This is a genomic window from Bradyrhizobium sp. 61 (genome assembly GCF_023073075.1).
Classification (GTDB): Bacteria; Pseudomonadota; Alphaproteobacteria; order Rhizobiales; family Xanthobacteraceae; genus Bradyrhizobium; species Bradyrhizobium barranii.
This window is the reverse complement of record NZ_JADPIU010000064.1, coordinates 171,848-187,824: the sequence shown is the minus strand read 5'-3', so window position 1 is coordinate 187,824 and position 15,977 is coordinate 171,848. Positions and strand designations below refer to the sequence as shown.

The window sequence follows — 15,977 nt, the reverse complement described above, 5'->3', positions numbered from 1 at the left end:
TGTTGACCCGCGGCCGCCGCCTTGCAATCATCCGACCATGGGTCCGCTTCAGTTCCAGTTGTCCGGAAGCCCCGGGGATGGTCCGCGCAGCCTGACGTCGGCGCTGCACGAACGTCTGCGCGCCGATATCCTGGCGACGCGGCTGCCGCCGGGCCAGAAGCTGCATATCGCGGGGCTCGCCAAGCAGTTTTCCGTGAGTCTCGCCGCCGTGCGTGAGGCGCTGTCGCGACTTGTCGCGGACGGGCTCGTGCAGGCGTCGGACCAGCGTGGCTTTCGCGTGAGCCCGGTGTCGCTCGCCGATCTTGCCGACGTGACGCAGACCCGGATCGACATCGAGGGGCTTGCGCTCCGTCGCTCGATCGAGCGGGGCGATGAGGCCTGGCTCGCATCGGTGAAATCCGCCTGGGCGGATTTGAAGGCCGTTCCCCATCGTTATCCCGACGATCCGACCGTGCACTACGAGGAGTGGGTGATCCGTCACCGCATCTTCCATCGTGCGCTGGTCAACGCGTGCGGCTCGCCATGGCTGCTCGGCTTCCGCGACGTGCTGCACGAGCAGAGCGAGCGATATCGCCGCCTCTCGATCCGCCGGGAGGTCGGTGGCAAGCCACGCAACGTCGAAGCCGAACACAAGGCGATCGTCGCCGCCGTGATCAGGCGCGATGCGGATGCGGCAGTTCGCGCCTTGTCAAAGCACTTCGGCACCACCAAAGAATTCGTCGAGCTCGCCGCCTCTCGCATTGCGGAGGTGAGCCGTACGACCTGACGATCCGGAAAAATCCGGCACACAAAAAACAGAGACCGGGAGGAAGCCAATAATGAAGATCAATCACGCGTTGATGTCGCTGATCGCCGCCGCAATTCTGGCGGGGCCTGCGAGCGCCGCCGACACCATCCGCGTCGGCCTGCCCACGAAAACCTATTGGCCGACGACGATTGCCGAGACGGCGGTGCGGCAGAAACTGTTCGAGAAGGAAGGCATCCAGGCCGAGTTGACGATCTACCGCAGCGGGGCCGAGACGTTCGAAGGCATGGCTGCGGGCGCGGCCGACATCATTCTCGATCCGCCGTCGCTGGTGTCCGCCGGACGCAAGAAGGGCGTGATGTCGCGGATCGTCGCCAATGCCGCGATGGGCAATTTCGGCTGGCAATTGATGGTCCCGACCAAGTCGACGCTCGACGTCAAGGACCTCAACGGCAAGAAGGTGGCGATCACCGCGGCCGGCTCCGGCTCCGACCTGCTCGCGCTGTGGACCATCCAGGACAAGAAGATCGATTTTACGCGCGTTCCCGTCGGCGGCGGTGGCTTGGTGCCGAACCTGCTGGCCGGAAATGTCGAGGCGGCCGTGGTCTATTCGCCTCTGAGTTTCCAGATCTCGAAGTCCGGTGAGGCCAAGCCCATCCTCGATTACGCGACCGCGGTCCCGCCGAACCTCACTGCGGGCTGGATCGTGCTCGACAAATTCGCCGAGGCCAAGCCCCAGATGGTGCAGAAGGCGGTGAACGCCCTCTATGGTGCGGTCGCGTTCATGCGCGCCAACCGCGACGTCACCGTCAAGCTGATCGCTGAGCTCTATGAAATGCCGCCGGAGATCGCGGGCCTTGAGTACGACAACACGATCATGAAGCTCGAGACCAGCGGCGACATGGGCGCGGCCGACGTCAATGCGGCCGTGCAGCTCTCGCTCGACCTCGCCAAGCTCGGCGGGCTCAAGGACATCGTGCCGGTCGAGGACGTGATCTCGGCCAAGTTCAAGCCCGTCCCGACCAAGCCGTAACGATGCAAAGCACGTTCGTCATCAACCTTGCGCGGATCGCGATCATCATCGCGGTCCTGGCGCTGTGGGAGGTGCTGTCGCGCACCGGCATCGTCAATCCGCGCCTGCTGCCGTCGGCGTCCGATACCTTTGCGACGCTCGGCGATCTGCTGCAGCGCGCGGCCGTGCAGAAGGATCTGATGGTGACCGCGACCGAGGTGCTTGCTGCGTTCGCGCTGGCCGTGCCCTTCGGTGCGGTGATCGGCTTCCTGGTCGCGGAGAACCGTTACTTTGCGGACGTGGCCAAGCCGCTTTTGTTCTTCGCCTTCAGCATCCCGAAGTCGATCTTCCTGCCGATGTTCATCCTGGTGTTCGGTGTCGGGTTCGCCCAGAAGGTCGGCTTCGGCTTCTTCTCGACGATCTTCATCGTGATCATGTCGACCACGACGGCGGTGGAATCGGTCAAGGTCGAGCATCTGACGGTGGCGCGCTCCTATGGCGCAACGCCATGGCAGACGGCGTTCCGGGTTTATCTGCCGAGCATGCTGCCGGTGCTGCTGGAGGCGTTGCGGATCTCCATGATCTTCAACCTCACCGGCGTGATTTTGGCGGAGATGTACGCCTCGCGCGACGGCATAGGCCACCAGATCGCGACCTGGGGCGAGAACTTCCAGATGAAGCAGCTCCTCGCCGGCGTCGTGATGGTCGCCGCGATCGCCATGACCTTCAACGAACTTGTCAGATGGGTGGAAACGCGATGCAGCCATTGGCGAACGTGACCCCGCTGAAGCCCGCCGCGCGGGCCGGCGCGATCGAGGTCAAGAATGTCGGTCAGGTCTTCAAGACGAGATCGCAGGACGTCGTCGCGCTGGAGGACGTCTCGCTCGAGGTCAAGCCCGGCCGTTTCGTCGTGCTGGTCGGCCCGAGTGGCTGCGGCAAGTCGACCCTTCTGATGATGATGGCGGGACTGCGCCAGCAGACCTCCGGCACGATCACCATCAGCGGCGCGCCGATCCTGCAGCCCGACCCCAACAGGGTCGGTGTGGTGTTCCAGGAAGCGAGCTTGTTCCCGTGGCTGACGGCGGAGGACAATGTCGAGTTTCCGCTGGCGCTGCGGGGCGTGCCCAAGGCCGAGCGCCGCGCCAAGGCGCAGGATGCGCTCAAGCTGGTCGGCCTCGACGGCTTCGGCAGGCGGCATCCTCACGAATTGTCCGGCGGCATGAAGCAGCGTGTCTCGATCGCGCGCGGGCTGGTGCAGGACCCGCCGGTGCTGCTGATGGACGAGCCATTCGCCGCCCTCGACGAGCAGACGCGCATGACCATGGGCGACGAGCTGCTGAGGATATGGGCCGCGACCGGCAAGACGGTCGTTTTCGTCACGCACAGCCTCACCGAAGCCGTCTATCTTGCCGACGAGGTGATCGTCATGTCGGCGCGGCCGGGCCGCATCGTCGACCATCTTCAGGTCCAGCTGCCGCGGCCCCGCACCTACGAGATGCTGAGCGGCGACGCCTTTGGTGCGCTGCGCGACCGCATCTGGCGGCACATCCGCAAATCGGCGTGAGGCGGAGATGAGCGCCAGAATAAGTGCGAAGACGCTGCGATATCTGATCGTGACCGGGCTGATTGCGCTGTGGGAGCTGCTGCCGCGCACCGGGCTCATTCCCGAGCTGTTCCTGCCGGCCCTGTCGTCGACGCTGATTGCCGGGTGGACCGACGCTGCCGAATACGGTCATGCGCTCGCAGTGACGCTCTACGAGGTCGTAATCTCCATGGCATTCGCCTGCGGCGGCGGCATCCTGCTCGGCGCCATCGTCGGCAGCCTGCCGCGTCCGCGCGTCCTGATCATGCCGATGGTGTCGAGCCTGTATGCAGTGCCGCTCGTGATCCTCTATCCCGTCTTCACGGTATGGCTTGGCATCGGCTCGGAGTCCAAGATCGCGTTCGCCTCGATCTATGGCTTCCTGCCGACGATGCTCGCCACCGCCGCCGGCATCCAGACCATCGATCCGCAGCTCCTGCTCGCGGCACGCAGCATGGGCGCGACGCTGAGCCAGCGGCTGGTGCGAGTTATCATCCCCGCCGCGATCCCGACCGTGCTGTCGGGCCTGCGTGTCGGCGGCGCGCTGGTCATCGTCGGCGTCGTCGTCTCGGAGATGCTGATTTCATCGGCCGGCATCGGCTATCTGATCTCGCGCTACCGCACGATCCTCGACAGTCCGCACGTGTTCGCGGGCGTGCTGCTCGTGCTGTTCCTCGCCATTGCCTTCAACGCCGCGATCCGCTGGATCGAGCGCAAGGCGGCGATCTGGCAGACCGGCACGCGCGCCGGTCAGGCCAATGACGAGATCGCGTCGCGCGCGATGCAGCCGGCGACCTGAGGTACCAGCGTGTACGATTTGACCCTGACATTCGACAACGGCCCCGATCCTGATGTGACGCCGCGTGTGCTCGACATTCTCGCCGAGCGCGGCATCAAGACCACCTTCTTCGTCATCGGCGAGAAGCTCGCTGACCCCGCGCGGCGCGGCCTTCCGGTGCGTGCGCACGGGGAGGGGCACTGGATCGGAAATCACACGTTTACGCACACCATTCCGCTCGGTGAGCAGGCGGATCGCGAGACGGCAGAGAACGAAATCGGCCGAACTCAAAAAGCGATCGGCGATCTCGCGCATCCCCAGCGCTGGTTCCGGCCGTTCGGTGGCGGCGGCAATCTCGATGCGCGGCTGTTGAAACCCTCCGTCGTGGACTATCTCGCCCGCAACAAGCACAGCTGCGTGCTCTGGAATGCGATCCCGCGCGACTGGGACGACCCCGACGGCTGGACCGGGCGCGCACTCGACCAGTGCAGCCGGCAGCCCTGGACGCTGATGGTGCTGCACGATCTGCCGACCGGCGCGATGGACCATCTCGAGCGTTTCCTTGACGCTGCCGAGGCGGCCGGCGCCCGCTTTCGCCAGGACTTCCCGCCGCAATGCGTTCCGATCCGCAACGGCGAGATTGCGCTTCCGATCAACGACTATGTTTCCTCCATCGAAGAGAGTGTTTGACTGATGAAAGTTGCAAGCTTCACGATCGCCGGCACCGCGAGCTATGGCATCGTCACCGACAAGGGCGTCATCGATGCCGGCAAGCGCCTGAAGGCCTATCCGACGCTGAAGGCGCTGCTTGCGAAGGGATCGCTCGACGAGCTCGAGAAACTTGCCGGCGAGAAGCCCGACCACGCGCTGCAGGATGTCGCGCTGCTGCCGACCGTGCCAGATCCCGACAAGATCTTCTGCATCGGCGTCAACTACGCCACGCATCTGGCCGAGAGCGGCCATCCGACGCCGGCGCATCCGATGATCTTCACCCGCTTCGCCAACAGCCAGGTCGGTCATGGTCAGCCAATGATCCGGCCGCTGGAATCCGAACGTTTCGATTATGAGGGCGAGATGGCCGTCATCATCGGCAAGGCCGGCCGCCGCATCTCGCGCGAAGCCGCGCTCAGCCATGTCGCCGGCTATGCCTGCTACAATGACGGCAGCATCCGCGACTGGCAGCGCCACACCTCGCAATTCGCGCCCGGCAAGAACTTTGCCGGCACCGGCGGCTTCGGGCCCTGGATGGTGACGACCGACGAATTGACCGACGTGACCAAGCAGACGCTGATCACCCGGCTCAACGGTGTCGAGGTGCAGAAGGCCCCGATCTCCGATCTCGTTTTCGACGTGCAGGCCTTGATTGCTTATTGCTCGACGTTCACCGAGCTTGCGCCCGGCGATGTCATCGTCACAGGCACAACCGGCGGCGTCGGCGCCTATCGCACGCCGCCGCTGTGGATGAAGGGCGGCGACGTCGTGGAGATCGAGATCTCCGGCATCGGCATCCTGCGGAACCCCGTCAAGGACGAGGGATCGGCCACGGCGACGCGCGCGGTGTGAGAGCCGCGCTCTATAACAATAAGAAGGAGAATCCCATGCCCATGCCAACGCATATCCTGCCGACCACGGTGGTCGGCAGCTACCCGCAGCCGGAATGGCTGGTGAATCGCGCCATGCTGTCGAAGGTGGTGCCGCGCACGCGGTTGCACGACATGTGGCGGTTGCCGGCAGAGCATCTGGAGGAGGCGCAAGACGATGCGACCATCGTCGCGATCCGCGACATGGAACGCGCCGGCATCGACATCGTGACCGATGGCGAAATCCGCCGCGAGAGCTACTCCAACCGCTTCGCCACCGCGCTCGACGGCATCGACGGGGACAATCCCGCGATGATCGTGGCGCGCACCGGCAACACCCAAACCCCGGTGCCGCGTGTCGTCGGTCCCGTCAAGCGCAAGGGCCCGGTCGAGCTGCACGACATGCAGTTCCTGCGCAAGAACACGGATCGGGCCGCCAAGATCACTTTGCCGGGCCCGTTCACCATGAGCCAGCAGGCCAAGAACGAGTTCTACAAGGACGAGGAAGAGTTGGCGATGGCGCTCGCCGAGGCCGTCAATGCCGAGGCGCTCGATCTGCAGAAGGCAGGCGCGGATGTGATCCAGCTCGACGAGCCCTGGGTGCGCAACAATCCGGATCTTGCCAAGCGCTACGCCGTCAAGGCGATCAACCGTGCGCTGAAGGGCATCACGGTGCCGACCGTCGTGCATCTCTGCTTCGGCTATGCCGCGGTCGTGCCGGGCTCGAACAAGCCGGCCGGCTATTCCTTCCTCGCCGAGCTTGACGACACCATTGCCGACCAGATCTCGATCGAGGCCGCGCAGCCGAAGCTCGACCTCGGCGTGCTCAAGGACCTGTCGTCGAAGAAGATCATGCTCGGCGTGCTCGACCTCGCGGATCCCGCGATCGAGAGCGTCGACACCGTGGCCGCCCGTATCCGCAACGGCCTGAAATACGTCTCGCCGGACCGCCTGGTCCCGGCGCCCGATTGCGGCATGAAGTACATGCCGCGCGCAATCGCGTTCGGAAAACTGAAGGCGATGTGCGATGCGGCGGCCATGGTCCGGCGGGAGATCGGCTGAATAGAGCTGGGCCGGCGAGGATCGTTCGTTCGCCGGCCATCGCCTGGCTGTGGCCAGCCTGGTCGAAATCTGCGCGGGCGTCAGCCACCGTTCAAGCCGACAGGAATTTGGTTAGAAGCTCGGTTGTGTCGGTAGGGTTTTCCTCAGGAAAGAAGTGACCGCCCTTGACGGCCCGACCTTGTACGTTGTCGGCCCACTTCTTCCAAATTCCCAATGCGCCGCCATTCTGCTCGTAGAATGTATCGAGTGGCCCGCTGGAGGCCCACAAGTGCAGCATAGGGCACTTAATGCGCCGGCCTTCCTTCTGGTCCGCCTTGTCATGCTCGATATCCAGGGTTGCGGCCGCGCGGTACTCTTCGCAGATCGCATGCACCCGAGCCGGATCGCGATAGGTTTCGATGTATTCCGCTTTCACTTCGGGGCCGAATGAGCCCTGGCCGAAGGGATTGTCGAATACCGCGTCCGGCGCACCGATCAGGTATTTTTCGGGAAGAGGTGCCTTCTGCGAGAGGAGGCTCCATGGCCAGTAGGTCATGGCGAACTTTGCGTCGGCGTGGCCCCAGGCTTCCGAGATCGGCAGCACGTCAAACACTGCGAGACGTTGCACCTTCTCCGGGTGATCGAGCGCAAGGCGGTAGGAAACGCGACCGCCGCGATCGTGTCCAACCAGATCGAATTTGGAAAAGCCAAGCTTATCCATCACGGCGACAAGCTCATTCGCCATCGCCCGCTTTGAATAGGGATAGTGATCCTCCGCGGAAGCGGGAACGCCGCTGCGGCCATATCCACGAAGATCGACGCAGATGACCGTGCGATTGCGGGCGAGGTGCGGCGCCACATGACGCCACATCAGGCTGGTTCGCGGAAATCCATGGACCATGAGCAATGGGGATCCGCTCCCGTAGCGCCTGATGAAAATGGTGTTGTCATCGGTCTTGATCTCCTTTGTCTCGAAGAGATCGGAAGCGTTCGAGGTGGAATTGTTTGGGGATTGGCCGGCCGCGCGTCGCGGTAGAAGCGCCAGTGATAGAGCGGCGCTCGATGCAGCGGTCATCACCTGGACGAAGGTGCGGCGCTCGATCTTTGTCTTTTCTGTCATCCCTGAGGTCCTTCGAGGTTCGCGCGACGCTCCTGGCAAACGCCCCCTCAATGACGACGCGGTGAGACATGTTAGCACCTGCGTGGAAGCGCGCTTTCGCAGGATTAGCGTCACTGAACCGTTCGTGCTGATGATTTCGGTCATCCCTCTGGCGCGATGGGGCAGAGGCGGGGAACAGTCGGGAAGTGATCGCTGGAATGATCCTCCGCCTGTAACCAATTTGGTCGCGTCGCCGAATAGCGGGAGGTCAGGGTAAGCGGAGGTGCGTCAACGCAAGCCGCCAGAGCAATGGAGGATCCATGTCCGACGAAATCAACCACGATCGCCGGCGTTTCGTTGGTGCTGCGGCAACGACTGTTGCGGCAGCACAATTCGGCGTGATCGCGCCGGAGGTTGCAAATGCCCGAGCGAGCAAGAAGGTCGCCCGCGACGTCAGCAGAAGATCGGACGCTGCGGGGACGGACGCCACCGTCGTTCTCGTCCACGGCGCCTGGGCCGACGGTTCAAGCTGGGCGCACGTCATTACGCTGCTGCAGTCCGAGGGACTGAAGACGATGGCCGCGCCGCTTCCGCTCACATCGCTATCGGATGATGTCGCGGCGCTTGAACGCGCGCTGGAGCGGACCGACGGACCGGTTGTCCTTGTCGCGCATGCCTATGCCGGCGCCGTGATAGGTGCGGTCACTCAGGACAGAGTGCGGTCGCTGGTCTTCATTTCGGCCCTCTCTCCCGACGAAGGCGAAACAGTCGCGCAAATATTCTATCGCGACAAGCCATCGCCGGAGGCGCCGAAACTCACCACCGACAGTCATGGTTTCCTCTGGATGCCGAACGACCGGTTTGGCGCGGCCTGGTGCCAGCATGCCCGACCTGAGCAGGCTGCGCTCCTTGCTGCAATCCAGCGTCCCATTGCCGTCGCGGCAATCCAGGAAAAGGCTCCGAAAGCCGCATGGAAGGCAAAGCCGTCGTGGTACCTGGTCGCCGAGGAGGATCGAATGATCAATCCGGCGACACAGCTATTCCTGGCACGACGGATGGGTGCGCAGGTTCGCTCCGAGAAAGTCGATCATGCATCGCCGATCACCGCGCCGAAGCTGGTCGCCGGAATGATACGCGAGGCCGTCACCAACTCACGTCCGAGCGTCACGCAGCAACACGGCTGAACTGTCGCGGTGTGAGCTGATTGAAAGTGCCATTGGCATCTTTTCCAATAGGCTTCGCGACCCCGGCTTGTGCAAACAACTGGACGGAGCGACCCGCTGACTCTTAGTCAGCGGGGAGGGCCGGGTTCGAGCTCTGGTCCCGCCCACGACCCTCAAAGCGTCTCACACCCAGCCGCCATCTACGACGTAGTGCTGAGCGGTGCAGGCGGAGGCCTCATCGGACGCGAGGAAGAGGGTGAATTTCGCGACCTCGTCCGGTACCAGCCGGCGCTTCAGGCATTGTCGCTGCTGCAGTTCGATCTCGCCCGCCGGCGTCATCCATTTCTCGAGCTGGCGCTCGGTCATGATCCAGCCCGGCGCGATCGCGTTCACGCGGATGTTGTAGGGACCGTAATCGCGCGCGAGGGAGCGCGTCAGACCGACCACGCCCGACTTGCTGGCCGTGTACGCGGCCATGCCACCTTGTCCGGCCATCCACGACACCGAGCCGAAATTGATGATGGCGCCGGCATTCGCCGCCTTCATGTCCGGCAGCACGGCTTGCGCGGCGAAGAACTGGTGCTTCAGGTTCACCGCGATGCGGTCGTCCCAGTATTCCGGCGTCATCTCCTCGGTGTTGTGCCGTTCGTCATGTGCGGCATTGTTGACGAGGATATTGATCGCGCCGTGTGCTTTGCGCGCCTCGGCGACGCCGGCGCGCAACGCGGCGATGTCAGTCAGGTCGACGCGCTGGAAATGCGCAGCCAGACCCTGATCCGACAGCTCGCGTGCGAGGCGTTGGCCCTCGTCGGCCTTGATGTCGAAGAACACGACATTGGATTTCTGCTGCGCGAAGCGCCGCACGATCGCAGCCCCAATCCCCGATGCGCCACCGGTGACGAGAACGACCTTGCCGGCAAGGTCGGAATAAACGGCGGCCATGGGCACCTCTCAAGTTGCGTTGCGGGCGGTGCGAGGCGCCGCCCAGTTGTCCCGCCAACCTTAGCCATTCCCCACGTGAGGTGCATAGATCAGAATTTTAGTTGCGTACCTCAAAAATCGAAGGCAGGATTGCAGCCAAAGAATAAGAGCCGGTTGGGAGGAATGTGATGAGACTGCTCGGGAAGCTGGGACTCGCCGCCGCCGCATGCCTGCTTTGGGCCAACTCCGCCGCGGCCGACACGACGGTCAAGTGGTTGCACATCGAAGCCAATCCGGCCCAGGTGAAAATCTGGGAGGAGGTTGCGCGGGCCTATGAGGCGTCGCATCCCGGCACCAAGATCGAGATGCAGTTCCTCGAGAACGAGGCCTACAAGGCCAAGCTGCCGACCATCCTGCAATCCAAGGACCGGCCGAACATCATCTACAGCTGGGCCGGCGGCGTCCTGAAGACGCAGATCGAGGCTGGCGTCCTCGACGACATCACCGATCAGGTGAAGGGTTACAGCGACAGCCTCACGCCGGCAGCGCTCGCCGCCTTCACAGCCAACGGCCGCGTTTACGGTCTTCCGACCGCGCTGTCGCAGGTCGGCTTCCTCTGCAACAAGGAGCTGATGGCGAAGGCGAAGGTCGATCCCGCAGGGATCAAGAGCTGGGACGATCTTCTTGCCGCGGTGAAAACGTTGAAGGCCGCCGGCGTGACCCCGATCGTGGTCGGCGGGGCCGACAAATGGCCGCTGCACTTCTATTGGACGCATCTTGCAGTGCGCGTCGGCGGCAAGCCGGCGTTCGATGCGGCGCTGCGCGGCGAGGACGGCGGCTTCGCCGGGGAGACCTTCCGGAAATCCGGCGAGCTGTTCAAGCAACTCGTCGATCTCCAGCCGTTCCAGAATGGCTTCCTCGGCTTCAAGAATCCGCAGGCGGTCGGCTATTTCGGCGATGGCAAGGCGGCGATGACGCTCGCCATCAGCACGGTCTATCACTTGCAGCGCGCGCTTGCCGCCGACAAGGTCGGATTGAGCGAAGACAAGATCTGCTGGTTCGACTTCCCGGTCGTGGCCAGCGGCAAGGGCGCGCCAACCGATACGCTCGGCGGCATCACCGGCTGGCTGATCACCAAGGGCTCGCCGAAGGAGGCGGTCGATTTCCTGAAATACTTCGTCTCCAGGGACGTGCAGACGCGGCTTGCTGCGGGCAACTTCATCATCCCGGTGGTGCAGGGCGCGGATGCCGGTCTCAACAACGCCTTCATGAAGCTGATCGCGGCCAATCTGGCGAAGTCGAACTACCACCAGAACTTCTATGACCAGAGCCTCGGCCCCTCGGTTGGCCGCGTCGTCAACGACGTCACCGCGGAGATCGCCGGCGGCAGCATGAGCCCGCAAGACGCGGCCAAGGCGATCGAGGCGGCGTGGAAGCAGGGTAACTGACGGTGGCACGCCGGGCCGCGAGCGTGTCGGCGATGGACGTTGCCGGTGAGCTGGTCCCCCAGGTCGCCGACCGCGGCCCGAGCTGGGACGGCAGGCTGACGGTCCTGATCCTGTTCCTGCCGCCGGCGCTGCTGTTGTTCACGCTGTTCGTGGTGCTGCCGATTGGCGAGGCGGCCTGGTATTCGGCCTTCAACTGGAACGGGTTCGGCAGGCCGACCAACTGGATCGGCTTCGACAACTACCGTTTCGTGCTGGAGACACGCGCCTTCTGGCTTGCGCTGCGCAACAACGGGCTGATCATCGCTGTTTCGCTCGCCATCCAGCTGCCGCTTGCGCTCACGCTGGCCTTGATGCTCGCCGAACGCTTTCGCGGGGCGGTGGCGCTGCGCATGCTGTTCTTTATGCCTTATATCCTGGCCGAGATCGCGACCGGGCTGATCTTCAGCTTCGTCTACGACGGCGATTACGGCCTTGTCGCCTCGATCTGGCGTACCTTCGGCGCCGAGCCCCCGCATCTGCTGGCCTCGACAGATACGGCAATGCTGGCCGTGCTGATCGTCGTCGTCTGGAAGTACTTCGGTTTCCACATGATGCTGTTCATCGCGGCGCTCCAGGGCCTCGACAAGAGCCTGATCGAAGCCGCGCGCATCGACGGCGCGACGCGTTCGCAAGCCCTGCGACACGTGGTCATCCCCTTGCTCTATCCGACGATTCGCCTCTCGGTGTTCTTCGCCATCGTCGGCTCGCTGCAGCTGTTCGACCTCGTCATGCCGCTGACGCGCGGGGGGCCTGCGGACTCCTCGAACACGCTGGTGAGCTTCCTCTACAACAACGGCATCTCCCGCATGCGGGTCGGACATGGCAGCGCCATCGGTGTCATTCTGTTCACGATCTGCGTGACCTTTGCCTTCACGTACAAGCGATGGTTCATGCGTGATGAGTAGCACCGAGACCAATCGTACGCCGTTAGATCCTGCCGTGCTGTTCAAGGCGGTGTTCCTCGCCGTCGTTGCCGTCTTCGTGCTGGTGCCGCTGCTCGCGACCTTGCTCGGCGGCTTCAAATCGCTCGGCGAACTACGCGTCAATCCGTTCGGCCTGCCGCGTCACTGGGAGTGGCAGAACTATGCCGACATCCTGTTCTCCGCGCGCTACTGGCAGCTCTTGCGCAACTCGCTGATCATCTCGACGCTCACGGTGACCCTGACCCTGATCGTCGCCTCGATGGCGGCGTTCACCTTCGCCCATGTCAGGTTCTACGGCTCATCTATGCTGCTGAGCTACCTGACGCTCGGCCTGCTGTTTCCGGCCGCGACCGCGGTGCTGCCGCTGTTCATCAAGGTACGCGATCTCGGGCTGCTCGATACCTATTTTGGCGTGGCGCTGCCGCAGGTGGCCTTCAGCCTCGCGATGAGCGTGCTGCTGCTGCGGCGCTTCTTCAAGGACATTCCCTATGAACTGCTCGAGGCCGCGCTGGTCGACGGCTGCAGCTACATCAAATTCTTCCGCTATGTGACGCTGCCGTTGTCGCGACCGATCCTGGCGACCGTCGGGACCATCACCTTCGTCAACAGCTGGAACGCCTATCTGTTGCCGCTGGTGATGCTCAACACCGATGCGCTCTATCCCTGGCCGCTCGGCATCATGGTTTATCAGGGTGAGTATTCGTCCGAATGGCACCTGATCCTGGCCTTCATCACGCTGACCATCCTGCCCACCATCATTCTTTTTCTTCTGGCGCAGAAACACATCGTCGCCGGTCTCACCGCAGGCGCGGTCAAGGGATGAACGATACCTTACGGAGATCACAATGAGAAAAGTCGGCATCGGAATCATCGGCTGCGGCAATATCAGCACCGCCTATCTGAAGGCGGCCCAGCGCTTTCCGGTCATGGAAATCAAGGCGCTCGCCGATATGCGCAGCGATGCGGCGGAGCGGCAGGGTGCCGCCTTCGGGCTGCCGGCGATGCGGGTCGATCAACTGCTCAAGCGAGAGGATGTCGAGATCGTCATCAATCTCACCGTGCCGCTCGCCCACACCGACGTCAGCCTCGCGGTGCTGAATGCCGGCAAGCACGTTCATTCCGAGAAGCCGCTCGGCATCAACGTCGCGGAAGCCCGCAAGGTGATGGATCTCGCCGCGCAGAAGGACCTTCGCGTCGGCTGCGCCCCTGATACGTTCCTTGGCGGTGGGCACCAGACCGCGCGCAAGCTGATCGACGATGGCGCGATAGGCACGCCGGTCGCGGGCAGCGTCTTCTTCGGCTGTCCCGGCCACGAGCGCTGGCACCCGTCGCCGGGCTTCTATTACCTTCGCGGCGGAGGGCCGATGCTCGACATGGGGCCGTACTACATCACGGATCTCGTGCAGCTGCTTGGCCCGGTCGCGAGCGTGATGGGCTCGACCGCGCGCCCGAAATCCGAACGGTTGGTCACCAGCCAGCCGATGAACGGCACCCTGATCCCGGTCGAGGTTTCGACCCATGTCGCCGGCACGCTCGAATTCGAGAGCGGCGCGGTCGTCTCGATCGCAATGAGCTTCGACGTACCGAAGCACCGGCACGCGCCCATCGAGATCTATGGCGACAAGGGCAGCATGCTGGTGCCGGACCCGAACCGGTTCGGCGGCGAGGTGCAGGTCGCGAAGACTGGCGGGGAATGGGAGCCGGTGCCGCTGACCCACGGTCACGTCGATGGCGAGTTTCGTTCCATCGGGGTCGCCGACATGGCCTCCGCGATCCTGAACAACCGCCCGCATCGCGCCAGCGGCGCGCTCGCTTTCCATGTGCTCGAGGTGATGGAGGCGTTCCAGACCTCCGCCGACGAAGGACGCCGCGTCAAGATCGGCAGCTGCATCGAGCGGCCGGCATTGCTGCCGGCCGGACGTGAAACCGGACAGATCGACTGAGGGAATGACCATGCGCAAGGCAATGATTGTATGGGGCGGCTGGCCGGGACACGATCCCGATCTCTGCGCCTCGATGATCCGCGGCTGGCTGAAGGCGGAAGGATTCGAGGTTCGGGTCGAGACCACGACGGCCGCGTTCGCCGATCCCGCGATCCACGATCTGTCGCTGATCATCCCGATCTACACCATGTCGAAGATCGAGAAGGCGGAGGCGCTCAATCTCTGCGCGGCGGTGCGTGGCGGCGTCGGGCTGGCCGGGCATCATGGCGGCATGTGCGATGCGTTCCGCGAGTCCGTCGACTACCAGTTCCTGTGCGGCGGGCAGTGGGTCGCGCATCCCGGCAACATCATCGACTACAAGGTCGACTTGACGAAGCCGGATGACCCCATCATGAAGGGGCTGAAGAGTTTCGAGCATCGTTCCGAGCAGTACTACATGCATGTCGACCCCGCCAACGAGGTGCTGGCGACGACGACCTTCACCGGCGAGCACGCGCCCTGGATCGACGGCGTGGTGATGCCTGTGGTCTGGAAGAAGCGATACGGCGCGGGCAGGGTGTTCTACTCCTCGCTCGGCCACCGCGCTTATGAGCTCGACGTACCGGAGATCCGAACGTTGATGACCCGCGGCATGCTGTGGGCCGCGCGCGAATGACAGCCGGTGCGACGCAGCCGGCGGTTCGCGCCACGCTGGAGGACGTCGCGCGTGCGGCGGGCGTTTCGCTCGCAACCGTCGACCGCGTCGTCAACCGGCGCGAGGGCGTGCGCGCCAAGACCGTCGCACGTGTCGAGGCTGCGGTGGCAAAACTCGGCTATCGGGGCGACGTCGCGGCCGCGCGGCTCGCCCGCGGGCAGACGTTCCGCTTCGCCTTCGTGCTGCCGAGCGGCAGCAACAGCTTCATGACCAACCTGGCCGAGCAGGTCCAACGCACCGCGGACTGGCTCGCCGGCCACCGCGGCTTCATCGATATCCTCCATGTCGACGTGTTCGATCCGGATGTGCTCGCCGGTGCGCTGGAAAACCTGTCGCCGGCCTATCAGGGCGTCGCCGTCATCGCACTGGACCATCCCAGGGTGCGCGCCGCGATCGACGAGCTCGCCGCGCGCGGGGTCGCCGTGGTGACCCTTGTGTCGGACGCGCCGAGCTCGCGGCGGCTGCATTATGTCGGTATCGACAACCCGGCCGCGGGGCGAACTGCGGCAACGCTGATGGGTCGTTTCCTCGCCGGCCGCGAAGGGAAGGTTGCCGTGATCGCGGGATCGTTATCGCTGCGCGATCACACCGAGCGGCAGTTCGGCTTCCACCAGATCCTGTCCAGCGAGTATCCGAACCTGCTCGCGCTGCCGGTGATCGAAGGTCGCGACGACAGCGAGCGCACGCGGGAGCTCACGGCCGCGCTGCTGGCGCGCCACGCCGATCTCCGCGGCATCTACTGCTGCGGCGCCGGGAACCGCGGCATCGCCAATGCGCTGGAGACCTCGGGCCGCGCGCGTGAGGTGGTCTGGATCACGCACGAGCTGACCCAGTACACGCGGCGTTTCCTGGTCCGTGGCACGCTCGATGCCATCATCAACCAGGATCCCGGTCACGAGGCGCGATCTGCTGCGCGAGTTCTGCTCGCGCATTGTTCGGGTGAGCCCATCAGCCCCGACCAGGAACGCATCCGCATCGATATTTTTCTGCGGGACAATCTGCCGTGATT

General features: G+C 64.1%; 17 protein-coding genes. 15 read left to right on the top strand and 2 right to left on the bottom strand.

Features of this window, described 5'->3' with window-relative positions; translation table 11 throughout:
• Positions 1–37: 37 nt before the first annotated feature.
• From IVB46_RS22715 to IVB46_RS22680, 8 genes are read left to right on the top strand one after another with little or no spacing between them, the layout of a single operon-like run.
• Positions 38–766 carry a GntR family transcriptional regulator gene (locus IVB46_RS22715; protein WP_208072209.1) on the top strand — a complete coding sequence of 243 codons (729 nt, stop codon included), beginning with the start codon at positions 38–40 and terminating at the stop codon, positions 764–766.
• Between the two features lie 52 nt (positions 767–818).
• The gene (locus IVB46_RS22710; protein ID WP_135216568.1) at positions 819–1,778 is read left to right on the top strand and encodes an ABC transporter substrate-binding protein; all 960 of its coding nucleotides are present in this window, start codon (positions 819–821) and stop codon (positions 1,776–1,778) included.
• Between the two features lie 2 nt (positions 1,779–1,780).
• Entirely contained in the window at positions 1,781–2,536 is a 756-nt protein-coding gene (locus IVB46_RS22705) for an ABC transporter permease (protein WP_085403195.1), read from the top strand.
• Positions 2,515–3,321: an ABC transporter ATP-binding protein gene (locus IVB46_RS22700; protein ID WP_247308847.1), complete on the top strand. Its 807-nt coding sequence runs from the start codon at positions 2,515–2,517 to the stop codon at positions 3,319–3,321. Before IVB46_RS22705 ends, IVB46_RS22700 begins: the two co-directional genes overlap by 22 nt.
• 7 nt (positions 3,322–3,328) lie before the next feature.
• Positions 3,329–4,138 (top strand): ABC transporter permease, encoded by an 810-nt coding sequence (locus IVB46_RS22695; protein ID WP_247308849.1) that lies wholly within the window; start codon positions 3,329–3,331, stop codon positions 4,136–4,138.
• Between the two features lie 9 nt (positions 4,139–4,147).
• The gene (locus IVB46_RS22690; protein ID WP_247308850.1) at positions 4,148–4,807 is read left to right on the top strand and encodes a polysaccharide deacetylase family protein; all 660 of its coding nucleotides are present in this window, start codon (positions 4,148–4,150) and stop codon (positions 4,805–4,807) included.
• A 3-nt stretch (positions 4,808–4,810) separates the two neighbouring features.
• On the top strand, positions 4,811–5,680 hold the full coding sequence (locus IVB46_RS22685; protein ID WP_247308852.1) for a fumarylacetoacetate hydrolase family protein: 870 nt from the start codon (positions 4,811–4,813) through the stop codon (positions 5,678–5,680).
• Between the two features lie 35 nt (positions 5,681–5,715).
• On the top strand, positions 5,716–6,759 hold the full coding sequence (locus IVB46_RS22680; protein WP_247308854.1) for a 5-methyltetrahydropteroyltriglutamate--homocysteine methyltransferase: 1,044 nt from the start codon (positions 5,716–5,718) through the stop codon (positions 6,757–6,759).
• 91 nt (positions 6,760–6,850) lie between these two features.
• On the opposite strand, the gene IVB46_RS22675 is transcribed toward IVB46_RS22680, so the two are convergent.
• A complete protein-coding gene (locus tag IVB46_RS22675) occupies positions 6,851–7,858 on the bottom strand; it encodes an alpha/beta hydrolase (protein ID WP_247308856.1) in 1,008 nt (335 codons plus the stop codon).
• A 299-nt stretch (positions 7,859–8,157) separates the two neighbouring features.
• On the opposite strand from IVB46_RS22675, the gene IVB46_RS22670 reads away from it, so the two are divergent.
• Positions 8,158–9,021: an alpha/beta hydrolase gene (locus tag IVB46_RS22670; protein ID WP_247308858.1), complete on the top strand. Its 864-nt coding sequence runs from the start codon at positions 8,158–8,160 to the stop codon at positions 9,019–9,021.
• A gap of 162 nt (positions 9,022–9,183) precedes the next feature.
• Here IVB46_RS22670 and IVB46_RS22665 read toward each other — a convergent pair whose 3' ends face one another.
• On the bottom strand, positions 9,184–9,942 hold the full coding sequence (locus tag IVB46_RS22665; RefSeq protein WP_247308860.1) for an SDR family NAD(P)-dependent oxidoreductase: 759 nt from the start codon (positions 9,940–9,942) through the stop codon (positions 9,184–9,186).
• Positions 9,943–10,109: 167 nt separating this feature from the next.
• On the opposite strand from IVB46_RS22665, the gene IVB46_RS22660 reads away from it, so the two are divergent.
• From IVB46_RS22660 to IVB46_RS22635, 6 genes are read left to right on the top strand one after another with little or no spacing between them, the layout of a single operon-like run.
• Complete coding sequence (locus IVB46_RS22660) at positions 10,110–11,369, top strand: extracellular solute-binding protein (protein ID WP_247308862.1); 1,260 nt, start codon at positions 10,110–10,112, stop codon at positions 11,367–11,369.
• A 2-nt stretch (positions 11,370–11,371) separates the two neighbouring features.
• The gene (locus IVB46_RS22655) at positions 11,372–12,313 is read left to right on the top strand and encodes a sugar ABC transporter permease (RefSeq protein WP_247308865.1); all 942 of its coding nucleotides are present in this window, start codon (positions 11,372–11,374) and stop codon (positions 12,311–12,313) included.
• Positions 12,306–13,154 (top strand): carbohydrate ABC transporter permease, encoded by an 849-nt coding sequence (locus tag IVB46_RS22650; protein WP_247308867.1) that lies wholly within the window; start codon positions 12,306–12,308, stop codon positions 13,152–13,154. Before IVB46_RS22655 ends, IVB46_RS22650 begins: the two co-directional genes overlap by 8 nt.
• A gap of 22 nt (positions 13,155–13,176) precedes the next feature.
• Positions 13,177–14,274, top strand: coding sequence for a Gfo/Idh/MocA family oxidoreductase (locus IVB46_RS22645; protein WP_247343512.1), 1,098 nt, complete (start codon positions 13,177–13,179; stop codon positions 14,272–14,274).
• 10 nt (positions 14,275–14,284) lie between these two features.
• On the top strand, positions 14,285–14,929 hold the full coding sequence (locus IVB46_RS22640; protein WP_014496439.1) for a ThuA domain-containing protein: 645 nt from the start codon (positions 14,285–14,287) through the stop codon (positions 14,927–14,929).
• Complete coding sequence (locus tag IVB46_RS22635) at positions 14,926–15,975, top strand: LacI family DNA-binding transcriptional regulator (protein ID WP_247308871.1); 1,050 nt, start codon at positions 14,926–14,928, stop codon at positions 15,973–15,975. The genes IVB46_RS22640 and IVB46_RS22635 overlap by 4 nt, the downstream gene beginning before the upstream one ends.
• Positions 15,976–15,977: the final 2 nt, after the last annotated feature.

Coding starts and splice junctions, on each gene's coding strand:
- IVB46_RS22715 (WP_208072209.1), top strand. CDS start 38: ATGGGTCCGCTTCAGTTCCAGTTGTCCGGAAGCCCCGGGGATGGTCCG.
- IVB46_RS22710 (WP_135216568.1), top strand. CDS start 819: ATGAAGATCAATCACGCGTTGATGTCGCTGATCGCCGCCGCAATTCTG.
- IVB46_RS22705 (WP_085403195.1), top strand. CDS start 1,781: ATGCAAAGCACGTTCGTCATCAACCTTGCGCGGATCGCGATCATCATC.
- IVB46_RS22700 (WP_247308847.1), top strand. CDS start 2,515: ATGCAGCCATTGGCGAACGTGACCCCGCTGAAGCCCGCCGCGCGGGCC.
- IVB46_RS22695 (WP_247308849.1), top strand. CDS start 3,329: ATGAGCGCCAGAATAAGTGCGAAGACGCTGCGATATCTGATCGTGACC.
- IVB46_RS22685 (WP_247308852.1), top strand. CDS start 4,811: ATGAAAGTTGCAAGCTTCACGATCGCCGGCACCGCGAGCTATGGCATC.
- IVB46_RS22680 (WP_247308854.1), top strand. CDS start 5,716: ATGCCCATGCCAACGCATATCCTGCCGACCACGGTGGTCGGCAGCTAC.
- IVB46_RS22675 (WP_247308856.1), bottom strand. CDS start 7,858: ATGACAGAAAAGACAAAGATCGAGCGCCGCACCTTCGTCCAGGTGATG.
- IVB46_RS22670 (WP_247308858.1), top strand. CDS start 8,158: ATGTCCGACGAAATCAACCACGATCGCCGGCGTTTCGTTGGTGCTGCG.
- IVB46_RS22665 (WP_247308860.1), bottom strand. CDS start 9,942: ATGGCCGCCGTTTATTCCGACCTTGCCGGCAAGGTCGTTCTCGTCACC.
- IVB46_RS22660 (WP_247308862.1), top strand. CDS start 10,110: ATGAGACTGCTCGGGAAGCTGGGACTCGCCGCCGCCGCATGCCTGCTT.
- IVB46_RS22650 (WP_247308867.1), top strand. CDS start 12,306: ATGAGTAGCACCGAGACCAATCGTACGCCGTTAGATCCTGCCGTGCTG.
- IVB46_RS22645 (WP_247343512.1), top strand. CDS start 13,177: ATGAGAAAAGTCGGCATCGGAATCATCGGCTGCGGCAATATCAGCACC.
- IVB46_RS22640 (WP_014496439.1), top strand. CDS start 14,285: ATGCGCAAGGCAATGATTGTATGGGGCGGCTGGCCGGGACACGATCCC.
- IVB46_RS22635 (WP_247308871.1), top strand. CDS start 14,926: ATGACAGCCGGTGCGACGCAGCCGGCGGTTCGCGCCACGCTGGAGGAC.